A 15,851-nucleotide genomic window follows, 5' to 3' on the forward strand; every position below is an offset into this window, starting at 1 on the left:
TTTATGCATCAGTCATTGATAGCGGTATTGGCATTCAGAAAATAGAAACTGATCGGGTTTCTTTCACTGCAGTTTGCAACCCCGGCTCTCATAACCGTAGTCTTATTAAGGATTGCCAAAAAGCCCATAGCTTCATCGTTGACAATCTGCTGCTGAATATCAACGGCAAGCTTAGCACGTTGTGCTGCAACAGGTTCCGAATAAAGCTGTTCCAGAAGTTTCTTGGCTCTGGCATTGTTATACCTGCCGGAAGTGTATTTACCACCGCCGACTACACGTTCCATAAAATAATAAGGGTCAGCTGAAGGGTTCGCAGTCATGCAGTATACGCCGATATCGAAGTCACCAGTACTCATATAGGTGCCGTCCGGATCCTCGGTAACACTTAACTTGGCTTTGATACCTACAGATCTTAACTGTTCCTGCATAAGGAGAACTATTTTATCAATTGAACGGGCTGCGTAGTAAGCGATGTCCAGCTCAATTTCCTTTCCATCTTTGGCATAGTAGCCATTCTCATCAAGAGTATAGCCTAGTTTCTCAATAAGCTTTTTCGCCTCCACAGGGTCAAAACCGTGCTTTGTAATATTACCATATGCTGTAGTAGTACCATAGGCACCTACAGTGGGACTGGCCAGACCAGCGAGTAAAATGCATACATCACTAGGATTAATAGCCATATTGATTGCAGCACGAAGCTCTTTAGACGGAAGCCGCTCCATGCTTAAGTAGTAATAATACAAGCGGGAAGCAGGAATAGCGACAACCTTATACTTTTCAGGAGAGGCAGAAAAGATGCTGAGATCATTGGTTGTGGGGCCGATATATGCATCAATCTCACCATTTTGGAATGCAAGGGAGAGAGTATCCGCGTCTGCGACGTACAGTCCCTCAACTCCATCAAGACTTACCTTGCCCCCCCAGTATTTATTATTACGCACAAGCTTGGTGGATACACCGGAATCAAATTTATCCACCTTAAATGGACCAGTACAGACAGGAGCGTTATCAATATCTTTTGTGGTGTCGAGGTTTATCATCGCCATATAGACGTTGCAGAGTTCGTTAAGCACTGTAGGCAGGAGCTTAGGAGTGGAAATAGTAAATGTTTTCGCATCCACGACGGCTAAGGACGCGCCCCTAAGCATTTGAGACTTTTCATTTACCTTGCTTGCACGCTCTATACACCTTACTGCGATATCAGCTGTAAGCTTGCTGCCATCTGAAAAAACTACATCATCCCGAAGTTTAATGGTCCAAGTACTTCCATCAACAGAAGCAGACTCAGCCAGCCAAGGAACAACTGCATAGCTATCATCAATCCGAAACAGGGTCTCGGAAAGTCCCAACGTAGACGTATACCAACCGAAAGATGATTTCTGAGGATCAAGGCTGGTATAGGTGTTAGCAAAAAGGTCTCCTATGCGAACAACTTTCGGCTGCGCAGCAGACACATTAAATGCGGAAAGAGTCAAAACCACTAGCATCATAGAAAACACAATCAAGCACTTAGAAAAATTCGTGCTTACTTTTGAAAGCATCGTGCAATCTCCTTAAATAAAATAGTTTAATACAGATAGAAGAGTCGCTCAGGTAGGAACTCCATTCCGTGCGAATAAATAAAAACCTCTTCTGTGGAAGAGTTTTTAAACGTAGTTATTTGTCGGCATAAACGATGAAGAACGAGGGGCTGACACTCAACGCAAATGCATAAGGATTTTTCCCGAAGCACTGCCCAATATCCCATGATGAAACTTCATTGAACCCGGCACATTGTAATAACTTTTGTACTTCGTTTTTTTTAACGCCTTCATATAAAGGCAAATGTTTCATCATACTGGCGTAATGAAGAAAAAAACGTAATGAGATCCTACTGTTTATTTGAAAGACACTCTTCAACAGGTTCATTGGTATTTGATAAAACCGTTTCCATGTCTGGTTTTGCCAGAAACCATCTGAAACAATAATGCGCCCACCGGGCTTTAAGACTCGATGCCACTCTTTTAGTGCCAGATCAGGATTGGGCAATGTCCATATAAGATTTCTGGATACAACGACGTCAAAGCTGTTATCGGGAAAATCCAGATGTTCCGCATCACCGGTACGAAAATCTATAGAAAGCTCCATCTCTTCCGCCCTTTTCCGGGCGTTATTGATCATTTCCGGGGAAATATCTAACCCCGTTACATTAAAACCTGCCCCGGCGAGATAAAAAGCTAGTTGCCCGGGCCCGGTACCGATATCTAATGCATCTTGATTTTGACCAGACTTTGCCAAAGTTTTTATTGTCGTATCCCAAGCCTTTTCCGTTTCCGGTGATTTCTCAACATCTAATGCGTAACTTGAACTTCGCCAATTCCAGTATTTTTCGATCTTACATTTCAATTTATCCATTCGAAATTATTCCTTAAAAATCTTTAAATCCCTTACATCAGAGAAGCACAACACTCATATTGGGCCGCAATACGTCGAACAATTAGCTACTTAGTAACACTAAAAAGATACATACATTTTAAATCAAGCATCAAATTACATGATCCTAAACCACATAAATGCAAAGTAATACAAATACTAAATTCATGCTACCAAGCTTGATGTTTGTACACAAGTGTTTTCATCTCAATGAGTTCTGCCTCCATCTTATCGGAACTTCCCTGCCTACCTGTGGAATAATCATTAAAAAGGACTTACGATCTTGATCGCAAGTCCTTGCACACGCTCCTTTAAATCTTTTATGCCACAACGGAACGAGTTGATTCTTCTAAATATGCTACTGGACCACAACGGTCCTTCAGCGTAAGAACATGAAGTCATTGATGGATATTAGGATCAAACGAAGATATGGGAGTTGACTATGACTATACTTGACCGTGCCTGGAATGTTGTTGAACGAATTCGCTCCAAAGCACCGCTTGTGCACAGTATCACCAACTATGTGGTTATGAATAATACGGCCAATGCCCTGCTGGCTATCGGTGCATCCCCCATTATGGCACATGCGCAGGAAGAGATGCAGGAGATGGTAGACATATCCAACAGCCTTGTGCTGAATATCGGTACGCTGAGCCAGCCATGGATTTCCAGCATGCTTATTGCCGGAAAGACAGCAAAAGCGGCATCCAAGCCTGTTGTTTTTGATCCGGTAGGCGTGGGCGCGAGCTCGTTCCGGACGCAGGCCTGTACGGAGATTCTTCAGGAAGTCGCCCCTACTATTATTCGCGGTAACCCATCCGAAATTATAGCTATGGCTGGCGCGGACGGGCAGACCAAAGGCGTAGACTCCATGCACGAAACACAGACTGCAGAGGAAGCTGCTAAATATCTCGCTGAGCACTTTGATTGTGTTGTGGCCGTAAGTGGAGAGCTGGATATGATAGTTTCCACCACAGAGACTGTGTGGTTGCGGGGAGGCAGCCCTCTAATGCCCAAAGTAACCGGCATGGGATGCACCGCTACCGCCATTTGCGGAGCCTGTGCTGCCGTGGCCGACTCCGCATTTGATGCGGGCGTAGCGGGCATGGTTATCATGAACAGTGCGGGCGGGATGGCTGCTGCCAAGGCTGACGGTCCCGGCAGTTTTCAGATGTATTTTCTCGATGCCCTGTATTCGCTGGATAAAGAGGCCTTGCTCTCGCATTGTACAGTAGAGGCGTAACACCAACTGCCTCATTTTCCCAAAGCATAATCCTAGTTACCCTGCTCACTCACTGGAAAATCCATCCAAACGATAACTAGTACTCCGCCCGCCTCCGGTGTTCTGGACCAGTATTCCGCGCTCCTTCAAATCCTTGATGTCACGCAGTGCTGTGTCTGTGGAGCATTTTGCCAGCTTGGCGTATTTGGATGAGTTCATATAGCCCTTGAAATTTTCATCTAGCATGCGCTCAAGTACGCCCCGCTGACGGTTATTAATGGGCGACTGCTGGGAGATCCGTTCCCACAGGCTGGCTTTGTGGAGTACATGGCTCAGCGTGGATTCGGCATTGATAAGGGCTTCTTTCAGACAATCAAGAAACCATTCCAACCATTTGGTGATTTCAGGTGTGTCGCGCTGCTGCCGTTCCAGATGGGAATAGTAATCCTTGCGCTTCAGCTCAATCTGAGTGGACATGCTGTAGTATCGCTCCGCCGCCCCATCAGCACGGGCCAAAGCCATATCCGCGATGGTTCGCGCAATACGTCCGTTGCCATCTTCAAAGGGGTGAATGGTAACAAACCATAGGTGAGCTATTCCGGCACGCAGAACCGGATCAGTATCATCTTCGCTCTCGAACCATTCCAGAAATTTTGCCATCTCAGCTTCAAGGCGATCCGCATGCGGTGCTTCAAAATGGACTTTCTCGCGTCCCATTGGCCCGGAAATAACCTGCATGGCTCCGACTTCCGCAGGACGCCAATCTGCAACGGTAATCCGCTTTATGCCGCTACGCCCCATTGGGAAAAGTGCCGCGTGCCAGTCACAGAGCCGATCTTTAGTCAAAGGCTCCGCGTATCGCTGTGTGGCGTCAAGCATCATTTCAACTATGCCGTCCACATCACGCCCTGCCGGTTTCAAGCCAGCAATGTCGATTCCCAGACGCTGGGCAATAGAGGACCGTACCTCCTCAGGATTGAGGAGTTCCCCTTCTATGGCAGAAGAATGAACTATATCATTAGTGAGAGTCTTCAGGCCCGCCTCATTTCTCAGGTCAAAGCCCAGATTCCCAATCTTACCAAGCAGTACGCCCTGCCGATGGCGGACGTCTGCCAGCTTGGAAATGAGCTTTTCAGCGTTCCATGAAAAATTCGGCCAGCCTTGATGTTCGTGTATCCACATTGCTTTTGCCCTTGTTTGCGGTGAATGCGGTGGTTATTCGCCGCAGGTTTTGCGGTGATTATAGGGAGTATTTGAGGCAAAGGCAACGAAAGACAATACCAAAATTTAAGACAATAATTTTACACCAAAATTTTTATCCTTTGGAACAATATATTTAAAAACAACATGTTCATCACCATAATTACAGCCTTCCACACGCCCACCATGAGCTTCAATAATTTTTTTCACTGTAAATAACCCAATCCCACTTCCGTTAACATGTCGTTCATGTGCCAAACGTCCACGATAACCAAATCTCCACATTTTTACGCGGTCTTCTTCTTGTAAGGACATACCCTTATTCTTTATTTTTAATTCAACACTATTATCATTTTCATTCAGATAAAGAACAATTCTTGAAGAACCAAAGGCATATTTAATAGCATTTATCAAAAAATGTCCTGTAGCTGTGGAAATTCCATTTGGATCTCCCCAAATTTTAATATTTGAAGATGTAACCTGTGAATCAATCACTATATTACGTTCATTTGCCTCACTTCTATACTGCTCAACTAAATTCACTATCAATTCAGACAAATCAAAATATTCTGGGTTACCAACATTATAATTTCTATCCACCACTATCCCGAGATTTTCAGCATTCCTATAGGCAGCCCAAATTTCTTCTTCGACTTTCTTTATCTTTTGAACAACTATTTCCTGCGAAGATACATAACCTCTAGATATCAGCCTAAGTGTTGTTATAGAAGATTGAACTGAACTTGAAAAATCGTGTCCAACTTCTTTAACATATAACTCTAACGTATTTAATCTATCCAAATATTCTTCTGTCTTTGATATTTCATGAGACAAGAGAACCATGTCTCCTAACTCTATTGTCAAATCTTCATCAATTTCTTTTGATTCAACCACCTTCGAAAAACACATTACTGCATAACTAGAATCATCAACAATAAATGGAAAATAAATAACTCTACGAGTCAAATTTTTACTTTTAGAGAAACTATTAATACCATCAAAAATATCATGTGGGAGCAAATGAGAATGAGTAGTAGAATTATATCTTATACACTCTTGGAATAAGCTTAATAAATTTTTCCTATATGTACCTTTCAATGGCTCAATTTCAATATTTGAACATGACAACAATTCAACACTAAAAGAGCTATTACACCTTATAAGTATACTGCCAGCTAGATTATAATCACTGACAATTCCATCTAGCCATCCTTGTATATTATCCCAAACATTAAAATTATTAATATCTAATACGATAGACTCATCACGAGAGAACATTTTCAATTCTCCTTTCAAGAACCTCAGGATCAACTGGTTTTTTCAAAAAAAACACTAAACTTTCTTTATCCAGACCTTCTACTTTATGCCTAGTCCCTGTTAAAATACCAATTTGAGTCTTTGGATGGTTCTCTTTAATATACTCGCAAACTTTCACACCAGTAGTTTTGCAATTCAAAGTCTCTTCAAGAGCCCACAGCCCTCCAGAGCCTATCTGCATATCAACTATAGCTAGATCAATTGCAACTGCGTTCATTTTTACTGCAGCATCTTTAGCATTCGGAGAATAAATTATATGATATTTATCCATTAATGGTAAAAACATATCATGCATTTTTCTCTCTTCATCATCAATAAGCATTATAGTTTTCTTACCAGAAGACAACGCTATATTTTCTATGCGTTCCCATTTATCGCCCAAAGACATTGCCTTAGATCTAAAATGATCTGGCATAACATCAATAAAAACACCCCACTCACTATCTATTATCCTTTGAACATGCTCATCGATTAAAACTTTATTAATAGAACGCATGCTTTGCCTTAACCAGTATTCAACACTTGTCGATGAATTTGGTCTGACAATCAGTTTAAATAAAATTTTATTTTTACCATTCTCAGTATGATATGCAACATTATCACGTACAAGCCACTCCTGAGTAATAACGTGCTTATACCAGTGCCAACAAGCAATCACTCCCATTTCTTCATAAAAATTCTCTAAAACCGCAATTGGAGCCCTTCCCGGCCCAACATCTAATTCATCAATCAATCTAAGAAGGGCACCGATTCTTCTAGCGAAACCTTGTTCTTGAGAAAGATCCACAACTCTATGATTTTTACAAATATCAACAATTAAAGAGATGCTTGCAGAACTAATATTTAAAGAGGAAAGGAAGACTACTTTATCAGCAAGATAGTCACCAACAAGATCATGGTGGTGCCTTCTTATTTTTAACTCAGTATTCGCCAAATCGCTAAGTTGCTCTCCTGAAAAAATATCTTTATCGCTCAATGAATTTAGCGGCGCAACCATACCAATATCATGAAGACATATTGATAACGCAAGATAATAAGCCTCATCTTGAGTTAATGAAATTCCTCCATCAATAATAAAATTTGATATATTAAGCAGATTTTCGATATGATCTTTGCCATGCAAAGTAAAATACTTAAAACGGGGTGAATTATCTAAGATTTTTTCACAGTGAGCCTTAATCGTTACGAAGTTTTGCATTTGTTCGTCTGACAAATCTTTCAACAACGAAAACTTATTAACGTTAGATTCCATAAATTCCTCATTAATTAAATCATATGACACTAGGCGATATAGCCAATTATATATTTCAAATCACAAAAACAAAACCGCACTCTCGAATAAAATGCTATTTTTATGAAAACAAATGGCTTATACGACAAAATGAATAAATTATCTATACATTACCAACGCGCCCCCAATAACAAATATAATCAGACAAGGTAAACGTTCAACGATTATACACAAAACCTACTTTTAATGATGTTACATAAACATTCCCACCCCACCGCGAGTACCCACACGAGTACACCAATTTTCCCAACCCAAAAAAGCGATATATATCAAAAGAATACAACACCAATTCGATGTCCCCCGCCATCTCACAAAAACCAAAACAGCCCTCGTTATTCCATTGAATAACAAGGGCTGCTTTAATTTTTATACTTTAAGGTTTTATCTGAGTACGGATAATCCTAATTGCTACCGGAATTCAACTGTACAATGGCATCCTGTAACTCTTCTGCCATCATTGCTAGGTCGGCAATTGAACAGGCAGACTGCTGGGCGCTATCAGTTGAACCTTCCGCCAGTTGAGCAATATGCGAAACAGTCCTCTCAATATCTTTGGATGCAACCGACTGCTGGGTTGCTGCCAGTGCTATACCCTCGATTTTTTCAGCCACGTCATCAGATAACCCCTGAATATGCTTGAAAACATCCACGGAATTATTGACTTCACTATCAGCAGAACACGCAAATGCAAGAGCCTTCTTGACCCCCTCAATATTTTCATGAGTCCGTTCCTGAATGCTAGAAATGCACTTATCTACTTCCTTGGTCGCTACCATTGTTTTCTCGGCCAGCTTACGAACTTCGTCAGCGACCACGGCAAAGCCTTTTCCGGCTTCCCCGGCACGGGCAGCTTCAATGGCGGCATTAAGGGCCAGCAAGTTTGTCTGATCGGCAATCTCGTTAATTACGCCGACAACTTCACCGATAGACTCGATCTCGGTTCCGAGACTGACCATATCTGTTTCAAGACTCGAAACCGTCCCGGAGACCATACTCATTGCGTCTCTTGCCCTAAAGACAACTTCAATTCCGCCACCGGCTTCCTTTCTGGCATCATTTGCGGTGGAAGAAACACCTTCCGCATTTTCTGCAACTTCTCTGGCGGTAAGATGCATTTGCTCCACAGCTGTCGCGGAGGCATTCATATGCCCCTGCTGCTCCAAAGCACCATCAGCAATTGCCTGAGTCCTGACTTTTAAATCAGCTGAAGCCGAGGTCAGCCGGTGTACAATTGCTTCGGCCCGAGCAGACGCTCCGGTAATCTTTTCCATAAGCGAAAGAGTATAGTTCTGCTGCTCCACAGCCTCATCCCTAGCCTTTTCCGCAAGAGCGGCCTGATTTACGGCATCCTGTTCTAGGGATCGGGCCTCATCAATACCTTCCTTGAGTTTGCCTACCATACCGACCAGAACATCGCGCAGCTCCAGTAATTCAGAAGCAAATTGCCCATCCGGCTCACAATCAAGATCACCGCCGGCCACAGACTTGGCGTACGATCCCAACCTTTTCAGCGAAGATGAAACCGTCAGCATAACCCAAAGCAGTATGAACAGGACCGCAACACCCACAGTCACTTCTATAGCTATAACCGTATATCCGATTACAGCAGAATCATGTTCCAGTCTTTCGGAGCTGACGCTTAGAATTTTATCATATAAAGGTTCCACCGCCCGGGCGGACATAATGAGCTCTGCCTTGAGCTTTATTATGGAATTTTCCAGCGCAATATATTTATGAAAGGCTTCGCTGTAATCATCCAGAGCTGTAAGCAGAGTCTTGGCACGCTCTTCGGGAAAGGACTCACGCACCTCATCCCTGATCCGCATGATCATGGAATCAACACGCTTAACCGGGGTTTCACCACCGCGGATTATATAGTTCTTCTCCTGCCTGCGCATCTGAAGGACAAGAATCAACAATTCGGAATTGATTGTGCCTTCCTTAAAAGCTTCCTCCATGTTTCTTGCCGCATTGAATAAAATTCCAACGCTGACCCTCGTTCATGGTAAGCCCTTTTGATACATAGTGATTATACACTTCAGTCAGATATTTCTTGTAGGCATCAACAAAGCCACCAACCTTCACACAAGTCTCTTTCAATTCAGGAGAAAGAGGCTCAACCTCTTTCACTTTCTTTGCCGAATCACCTGCATGCTTAATAGCCTTATCGAAAGAGGAAGAATCCATACGCAGCAGGAAATTCTTCTCCTGCCTTCTCGCCTGCAGAAACAATTCAACCCCTTCATTTGCAAGCATCTCTACTTTACGACTGTTTTCAATAACCCTGTCACCCCAATAATTTACGCCAAATATTGCGACAAGGCCCAGAAACGATGTCATAAACACCAACATTAATTTAGCTTTGATACTCATAAATACTCCATGCACCACACTTTACGTTGTTTAACCGGGAAAAAGGACAACGTCAGTCAACATTGCAGTTGAGAATATCTACAGCACCCGTATCCCAATTCCTGATTCGCTTGTTTTCCACCGCCAATTCGATCACAGATAAAAGCTGCTTGATTGACACCGGCTTTGTCAGATAATCAAAAACGCCGTTGCGCATCATCTTGAGAGCATTTTCAATGACCGGGAAACCAGTCAGGAGAATTATTTCCACAGCGATTCCATGTTTCCTGATAATTGTGAAAACATCCTCCCCCGGAAGGTTGGGCATATTGCTGTCCAGCAGGACAACATCAACCTCCCCCCTTTCAAGCACATGCAAGGCAGCCATTCCGTCAGCAACGGTCACAACATCAAATCCGAACTTCTCGAGTATACGTTTCAGACTTGCCCTGAACCGATCCTCATCATCGACAATCAGAATCCGTCCTTTACTGTTCATGACGACCTTGCTCCATTTACGGGAATCGCCACCGAAAAGACCGTCCCCTTGCCGACAGAAGACTCTACATCGATGGTTCCTCCCAGTTGGTTGATAATACGAAGGCTAACGGCGAGACCTATTCCAGTCCCCTCTTCAGGACTTTTGGTCGTGAAAAAGGGAGTAAAAATATGCGGAAGTTTATCTTCAGCTATTCCGCAACCGTTATCCGCAACACAAACAACAACTCGTCCACCTTCAAGCCTGCTGGAAATAACAATCTCCCCCCCTGTGCCCGACGGCCTGAATTGCATTTTTAAGGAGATTCAAAAATACCTGCCGCAACAACGGAGGGTCTGTGCTGATTAGAAGCACACTGGAGGGAATGTTACGGACCACTTTTATTTTCTTGTCGGCGGCTTCTTCGTCCACCAGTGCGAGCAGCCTTCTCAGTAAGTTGTTTATGTCCACCTGCTGGGTTACAGGCAGCCTTTTCCGCCCCATATCCAACAACTTACGAGTGACTTCCGAGCATCGCCTTACCTGAGCCCTGATGACTTCAATGCTTTCATCAATCTCATCAGTAAGCAGACAACTCTCTGAAAATTCGATAGTGACCCTTATTATCTCTGCCTCCTGCATGATTATATTCAGGGGGTTATTGATTTCATGGGCTATCCCGGCGGACATCTCATCAAAAGAATTCATACGCTTGAGCTGAATAAGCTGCCCTTCCAACTCAAGGCTCCTGCGCCTGGAACGCTGTAATTCCTGCAGAATAAACCCAAGCAAAGAAAAACCGGCCACCGCAGCAATAATCTCAACGCAGGTACCGTAGCCTGCATTGATCAGCGATCCTGCAGCGCCGATCAATGCAAGACCGAAGAAAACATGCCGCATCAAGTTAAAATCCCTAACTTCCAGAGCTGACATTTCCGCCACCACCTTCACGTTTTAAAACAGCATGCTCATGAGCACTCCGAATCCTTTCAATAAGATCATCAATTTCAAAAGGTTTAAGAATATAATCATATGCGCCGTGGCTTATCCCCTCCAATCCTGAAGCAACTGAGCTATGACCTGTAAGCATGATCACTTCCACCTCACTATGCTTACGACGCATATGCTTAAGAGCATCCATGCCGCTCATACCGGGCATCCTCACATCAAGAATGACGACATCCACAGGATTGGCGGAAAGGAAATGTAAGGCCTCAGCACCACTGGAAGCCACTTCAACATCAAAATTTCTTCTTTCAAGCCTTCTTTTGACCAGCTTCAAGAAATCAGTTTCGTCATCCACAACAAGCAGCTTTATTCTGGACATGATTCCTCCTGTATGTAGGTGTTCCTGCTCACCAGCGGCAACCGCACAATGAATTGCGCTCCTCCCTCAGGCAGATTTCTGGCCTTAACGCTTCCTCCAACTTTTTTGAGGATCGTATAGATGATAGAAAGTCCTAATCCTGTGCCTTCCCCGGCTGACTTGGTGGTAAAGAAAGGATCGAACACCTTGGAGAGAAGCTCCGGCGGAATTCCCGGACCGGAATCAGCAATCTCAAGCTCAACAAAATCACCGCTACTCCGTGTTGAAAGCTTGATAGAACCGTCATTTCCTACGGCATCAATTGCATTTTCCATGAGGTTCAAAACCACTTGCTGAACCTGATTGAAATCAGTGGAGATGGAAGGAAGGTCCGGACTGAGATCGTAGGTAACCCAGATGGTCCGGTATAAAATTTCGTTATCGAGAAAAGATACTGTCTCCCGGACCAGTTGATTAAGGTCAACATCATCCTGTGCCGGTTCCATGCTGCGTGCGAAACCAAGCATCCTGTGCGTTACCGAACGGGCCCGCTCCACATGGCGTTCAATATCCCCAAGGGCCTCTTCCAGATTAGGAAGGTCCTTTACCCCCTCAAAACCGCCATCGGAGATCATGTCTCTGATCCATCCGGCACTTTCCCTGATGATGGAAAGAGGATTATTGACCTCATGTGCTACTCCGGCTGCCATCTTTCCAAGTGAAGCCATCTTGGAGGACTGCATGACCGTGGCATCCATAAGGGATTTCTCTTTATCCGCAGTCATTAATTTGCGGACAATGGAAGTGATCACGAAATATGTCCCGATAGAAATCATCAGGGCGCAGAAAAAAAGCAGTACAAACACAAGCGACTGATCCCGAAGGACAGGCGAAAGCTCTTCTTCAGGATTCTCAAGAACCACTAGACTCCAGTCGACCATGCCCAGTTGCATTATCCCGGCAACCATTCCGGTTCCGTGGTCATTCCACTTGATTATCTCTACATTCCCTCCGGGGGAGAATTCAGGAAGAATTGCCTTGGAAAGGACATCTCCGCTGCGTCTGGAGGAAGTCTGCAACAGCAGGCTGGAGTTGATCAGATAGGAGTCACCGAGTTGACCGGTTCGGACATTACTTACCAATGAGTTGAATACATCGGAATCAATGGTAGCCCTCAGAATCCATGTCCGCCCTTGTTCCCTGCGCTTAACGGCAATTATGAAATGAGGAAAATTCCTATACCCCATAAAAACATCACTGATGAACACCCCTTTGAGCATGGCCTGATTAAACCAGCGCTGATCCTGATAATTAATGTTCTTCAAATCATAAGGCCCGCAATAAGCAACATGGTTACCCTGCTGATCAAAAACTCCAAGGTCGATAAATGAATTTGATGTGCTGTAAATGGCATCAAAAAGGCTGTTAAGTTTTTCCTGATTTGATATTTCGGAAAAAAAATTGGTATTGGCGATATTCTGTAATTGAACGACACGTTCCTTCAGAAACATATCGATGGCATCAGACTTGTTGAGTACGGTCAGTCGCAAATTGCTGCGCAATTTATCCTCATAAGATTCACTGAATTGTCCATGAAGAACAAAACCCAATAGGAATAAGGGGATAAGCGAAAAAAACAACGCTGTTGCAGTCAGTTTCCATTTCAGCTGAAGATAGCGGAAAGCCTTCATTTTCCACCTCCCGCAAGCAGGATTTCAATTTCCCTATGGAATTTGTTCCGGTAGTTCTCAACGGCAGGACCGTCCTTCATTATCATGTCCAACTGACGGGTCTGCACAAGCAGGTAGCCAGCGACCACCAATCCGCGCTCGGCTATATCCAGAGAAATACCTTCCATACGGGCAAACAGGACATCATCCCGGACGGCAGTATGAAACCCATGTTCCGCAAGTATTTCGGCCACCAACCGCAATCTCAGGGAGCGCCTGCCCATATCTGCAGCGCCGCCCTTAAATTGGAAAAGAACGTAATTCATTTCCGTATCATCGCCGGCGAAGCCTTCAATCGTGCAGTAATGAAAGCCTAAGCGGGACTGCAAACTGCAATAGTTGCGGCCCACGATGAAATAGCTGCGTTCTCCCATGCTGTTACGCAATCCCGGAACCAGAGCCGGATTGCAGGTGGCTCCGAAAAGAACTGAAGCAAACCCGTCAATGCAGACATCAGGAGGTCCTTCCCATGGAAAACCGGTCATTCCGGCCCACAACGACTTCATCGCATTGGAGCGGATATCCTCAAAACGCACATATCCGTCATCATTGGAAGCGCTGTTCTCCGAAATCCCTCCGCCGAGATCGATAATCCAGTACTGCAACTTTTCTCCGTCCAGCATCTGCCTTGCAGAGTTATCAATCCCGGCACGTTCCTTAAACATTTCCGCAACGGCTTTTTCATGACAGAAACGAGTTATGTCGTGCAGAGTTTCACATCTTTCCGGGATGAACTCAGGGCTGCGGGGATCTGTCAAAGTCAGGGGTGTAATCAGCTTGAGCACTGAACTTAGAGCTCTGCGTACCGGAGTATCGGGATTACGGGTTTTATGAGGTCCAGTGTTTTTGTCGAGGCTTCCTGAAAGTATACGGCCCCGAACAGCGTCAACTATAACCTCTCCAACTCCATTTAACTTCTCAACAGCATCAGGAACACCTATCAAAGCGGGTATTCCATACTCACGGGCTACATTTGCCAGATGCCCGGTACAACTGCCGAATTCGGCTATCACAGCTACGGCATCAGGGAGCAGAGCCGCCAGTTCTGGACCGGCGACTCTGGTAAGGAGGACTCCCCCAAAGGGGAAATCGATCATGTCGTGGGCATGTTCGATGTAGTAGGGAATTCCTGATGCGATTCCTGAGCTGGCGGGCTGGCAGGAATCCACAATTAGCGGGAAATTCTGATCCTCATTAAAACTTTCCTGTGCTTCCTGCTGCGACATTATTCCTAAAGGACGGCATTGCAGAACATATATAATCCCGTCACCGGTCAAAGACCATTCCATATCCTGCGGACAATTGAAATGATCTTCGAGGTCCAGTACTGTCTGCCCTATGCGGACAAGCACATCGAGATCAATCGAAGGACGGTTCACCTGATCCGTCCCCAGCCTCCGACGGACAACACTTCCGTCTAAAGCCATGAAGCGGCCCCACTCCTGATCAACGATCTCTTCATAAAGTACGGCAAGGGATTCCCTGTCCAGCCGCCAAAGATCACTTCTGGTGACCCCGTCGACAAGACTGCTGGGGAGGCCATGTACAGCTGAAACTACGATCTGCCCTTCATGAAGACCGGAAGGATCACGACTATAGGCCACCCCTCCTGCCACAGCATCAATCATTTCCACACACCCGACGCACATGACCATTTCATCATCGCGTATTCCATGGTTCAGGCGATAGGTAACAGCGGACGCAGTATACATGCTGGCAATTACATTGCGGTAAGCTTCCACAACCTCATCAGAAGCGACGCCCAGTTCCGTATGGAATTGTCCCGCAAAACTTGTTTCCAAACTGTCTTCGCAAAGGGCACTACTGCGCACGGCATGAGTTAGCCTTCGTCCGGCAGCCAGTTGCTCTGCCGCTGCAGAAATTTCATTTTCCAGATCCTGAGGGAATTGGCAGAGGCTGATGGCTTCCTTAATATTTCTCTCCAACACTTTTAGTGTGGCATAATTCCCTTCACCGCAAATCTGAGCCACCCTTTTCAACTCCTCGCCAAGACCGGTTTCCCGCAGCAAGTTTCGGAAGGCAGAAGCGGTAATGGAAAATCCATCAGGAACACGAATTCCGGGTATAGACGCTATCTCGCCCAGCAGGGCCATCTTTGATCCGACTTCGGAAATCAGGCCGGAATTCAAATCTTGGAGATTGATGATATTTGAACCGGTAGGCTTCTCTACATCCGCAGCAAGCTCCTTATTCATCAACACCAAAATCCTGTTGAAAGCATCCTTGAGCGTTTCGTACCTGCCGGGAGCAATACGGCACAGCCGCTCGATCATATTACGCACATCAGCGGAAATCCTGACATTCTCAGCCCTGATATAGGTCATCCCTACAGGCTTAACACTACGGGAGGCTTCAGTCAGTTCCGCCATCCTTTTGAGGGCACTGTTGTTGGCGGAAAGCAGCAGACGAAAATTTTCACACCGCTCAAGAAAACGTGCCGAGGAACTGCGATCAGCAGCAGAAGGATTTCTCAATATACGGGAAATTGCATTTATGAAGGTACGCATAGCCTGCCTCCTGCA

General features: G+C 44.9%; 14 protein-coding genes. 1 reads left to right on the forward strand and 13 read right to left on the reverse strand.

Features of this window, described 5'->3' with window-relative positions; all coding sequences use genetic code 11:
• Positions 1 to 8: 8 nt before the first annotated feature.
• Together ACKU40_RS06255 and ACKU40_RS06260 are read right to left on the reverse strand one after the other, a co-directional pair.
• The gene (locus ACKU40_RS06255) at positions 9 to 1,541 is read right to left on the reverse strand and encodes an ABC transporter substrate-binding protein (protein WP_320175656.1); all 1,533 of its coding nucleotides are present in this window, start codon (positions 1,539 to 1,541) and stop codon (positions 9 to 11) included.
• Positions 1,542 to 1,656: 115 nt separating this feature from the next.
• A complete protein-coding gene (locus ACKU40_RS06260) occupies positions 1,657 to 2,394 on the reverse strand; it encodes a class I SAM-dependent methyltransferase (RefSeq protein ID WP_320175657.1) in 738 nt (245 codons plus the stop codon).
• A gap of 460 nt (positions 2,395 to 2,854) precedes the next feature.
• On the opposite strand from ACKU40_RS06260, the gene thiM reads away from it, so the two are divergent.
• Positions 2,855 to 3,655 (forward strand): hydroxyethylthiazole kinase, encoded by an 801-nt coding sequence (gene thiM, locus ACKU40_RS06265; RefSeq protein ID WP_320175658.1) that lies wholly within the window; start codon positions 2,855 to 2,857, stop codon positions 3,653 to 3,655.
• A 45-nt stretch (positions 3,656 to 3,700) separates the two neighbouring features.
• On the opposite strand, the gene ACKU40_RS06270 is transcribed toward thiM, so the two are convergent.
• The 11 genes from ACKU40_RS06270 to ACKU40_RS06320 form a co-directional block, all read right to left on the reverse strand.
• Positions 3,701 to 4,816 carry a Fic family protein gene (locus ACKU40_RS06270; RefSeq protein WP_320175659.1) on the reverse strand — a complete coding sequence of 372 codons (1,116 nt, stop codon included), beginning with the start codon at positions 4,814 to 4,816 and terminating at the stop codon, positions 3,701 to 3,703.
• 105 nt (positions 4,817 to 4,921) lie between these two features.
• Complete coding sequence (locus tag ACKU40_RS06275; protein ID WP_320175660.1) at positions 4,922 to 6,112, reverse strand: HAMP domain-containing sensor histidine kinase; 1,191 nt, start codon at positions 6,110 to 6,112, stop codon at positions 4,922 to 4,924.
• The gene (locus ACKU40_RS06280; protein WP_320175661.1) at positions 6,099 to 7,403 is read right to left on the reverse strand and encodes a response regulator; all 1,305 of its coding nucleotides are present in this window, start codon (positions 7,401 to 7,403) and stop codon (positions 6,099 to 6,101) included. The genes ACKU40_RS06275 and ACKU40_RS06280 overlap by 14 nt, the downstream gene beginning before the upstream one ends.
• Before the next feature lie 440 nt (positions 7,404 to 7,843).
• Complete coding sequence (locus ACKU40_RS06285; RefSeq protein WP_320175662.1) at positions 7,844 to 9,400, reverse strand: methyl-accepting chemotaxis protein; 1,557 nt, start codon at positions 9,398 to 9,400, stop codon at positions 7,844 to 7,846.
• On the reverse strand, positions 9,384 to 9,815 hold the full coding sequence (locus ACKU40_RS06290; RefSeq protein WP_320175663.1) for a hypothetical protein: 432 nt from the start codon (positions 9,813 to 9,815) through the stop codon (positions 9,384 to 9,386). The genes ACKU40_RS06285 and ACKU40_RS06290 overlap by 17 nt, the downstream gene beginning before the upstream one ends.
• A 52-nt stretch (positions 9,816 to 9,867) precedes the next feature.
• On the reverse strand, positions 9,868 to 10,293 hold the full coding sequence (locus ACKU40_RS06295; protein ID WP_320175664.1) for a response regulator: 426 nt from the start codon (positions 10,291 to 10,293) through the stop codon (positions 9,868 to 9,870).
• Positions 10,290 to 10,586, reverse strand: coding sequence for a sensor histidine kinase (locus tag ACKU40_RS06300; RefSeq protein ID WP_407944324.1), 297 nt, complete (start codon positions 10,584 to 10,586; stop codon positions 10,290 to 10,292). The genes ACKU40_RS06295 and ACKU40_RS06300 overlap by 4 nt, the downstream gene beginning before the upstream one ends.
• Positions 10,531 to 11,205, reverse strand: coding sequence for a histidine kinase dimerization/phospho-acceptor domain-containing protein (locus ACKU40_RS06305; RefSeq protein ID WP_320175665.1), 675 nt, complete (start codon positions 11,203 to 11,205; stop codon positions 10,531 to 10,533). Before ACKU40_RS06305 ends, ACKU40_RS06300 begins: the two co-directional genes overlap by 56 nt.
• Positions 11,186 to 11,599 (reverse strand): response regulator, encoded by a 414-nt coding sequence (locus ACKU40_RS06310; protein ID WP_320175666.1) that lies wholly within the window; start codon positions 11,597 to 11,599, stop codon positions 11,186 to 11,188. The genes ACKU40_RS06305 and ACKU40_RS06310 overlap by 20 nt, the downstream gene beginning before the upstream one ends.
• Positions 11,587 to 13,269: an ATP-binding protein gene (locus tag ACKU40_RS06315; protein ID WP_320175667.1), complete on the reverse strand. Its 1,683-nt coding sequence runs from the start codon at positions 13,267 to 13,269 to the stop codon at positions 11,587 to 11,589. Before ACKU40_RS06315 ends, ACKU40_RS06310 begins: the two co-directional genes overlap by 13 nt.
• Positions 13,266 to 15,836 carry a PEP/pyruvate-binding domain-containing protein gene (locus ACKU40_RS06320; protein WP_320175668.1) on the reverse strand — a complete coding sequence of 857 codons (2,571 nt, stop codon included), beginning with the start codon at positions 15,834 to 15,836 and terminating at the stop codon, positions 13,266 to 13,268. The genes ACKU40_RS06315 and ACKU40_RS06320 overlap by 4 nt, the downstream gene beginning before the upstream one ends.
• Positions 15,837 to 15,851: the final 15 nt, after the last annotated feature.

Source organism: Maridesulfovibrio sp. (assembly GCF_963666665.1).
Taxonomy (GTDB): Bacteria; Desulfobacterota; Desulfovibrionia; order Desulfovibrionales; family Desulfovibrionaceae; genus Maridesulfovibrio.

Excerpts from the sequence above, each read along its gene's own strand:
- ACKU40_RS06255 (WP_320175656.1), bottom strand. The coding sequence starts at position 1,541 with ATGCTTTCAAAAGTAAGCACGAATTTTTCTAAGTGCTTGATTGTGTTT.
- ACKU40_RS06260 (WP_320175657.1), bottom strand. The coding sequence starts at position 2,394 with ATGGATAAATTGAAATGTAAGATCGAAAAATACTGGAATTGGCGAAGT.
- thiM (WP_320175658.1), top strand. The coding sequence starts at position 2,855 with ATGACTATACTTGACCGTGCCTGGAATGTTGTTGAACGAATTCGCTCC.
- ACKU40_RS06270 (WP_320175659.1), bottom strand. The coding sequence starts at position 4,816 with ATGTGGATACACGAACATCAAGGCTGGCCGAATTTTTCATGGAACGCT.
- ACKU40_RS06275 (WP_320175660.1), bottom strand. The coding sequence starts at position 6,112 with ATGTTCTCTCGTGATGAGTCTATCGTATTAGATATTAATAATTTTAAT.
- ACKU40_RS06280 (WP_320175661.1), bottom strand. The coding sequence starts at position 7,403 with ATGGAATCTAACGTTAATAAGTTTTCGTTGTTGAAAGATTTGTCAGAC.
- ACKU40_RS06285 (WP_320175662.1), bottom strand. The coding sequence starts at position 9,400 with ATGGAGGAAGCTTTTAAGGAAGGCACAATCAATTCCGAATTGTTGATT.
- ACKU40_RS06290 (WP_320175663.1), bottom strand. The coding sequence starts at position 9,815 with ATGAGTATCAAAGCTAAATTAATGTTGGTGTTTATGACATCGTTTCTG.
- ACKU40_RS06295 (WP_320175664.1), bottom strand. The coding sequence starts at position 10,293 with ATGAACAGTAAAGGACGGATTCTGATTGTCGATGATGAGGATCGGTTC.
- ACKU40_RS06300 (WP_407944324.1), bottom strand. The coding sequence starts at position 10,586 with ATGCAATTCAGGCCGTCGGGCACAGGGGGGGAGATTGTTATTTCCAGC.
- ACKU40_RS06305 (WP_320175665.1), bottom strand. The coding sequence starts at position 11,205 with ATGTCAGCTCTGGAAGTTAGGGATTTTAACTTGATGCGGCATGTTTTC.
- ACKU40_RS06310 (WP_320175666.1), bottom strand. The coding sequence starts at position 11,599 with ATGTCCAGAATAAAGCTGCTTGTTGTGGATGACGAAACTGATTTCTTG.
- ACKU40_RS06315 (WP_320175667.1), bottom strand. The coding sequence starts at position 13,269 with ATGAAGGCTTTCCGCTATCTTCAGCTGAAATGGAAACTGACTGCAACA.
- ACKU40_RS06320 (WP_320175668.1), bottom strand. The coding sequence starts at position 15,836 with ATGCGTACCTTCATAAATGCAATTTCCCGTATATTGAGAAATCCTTCT.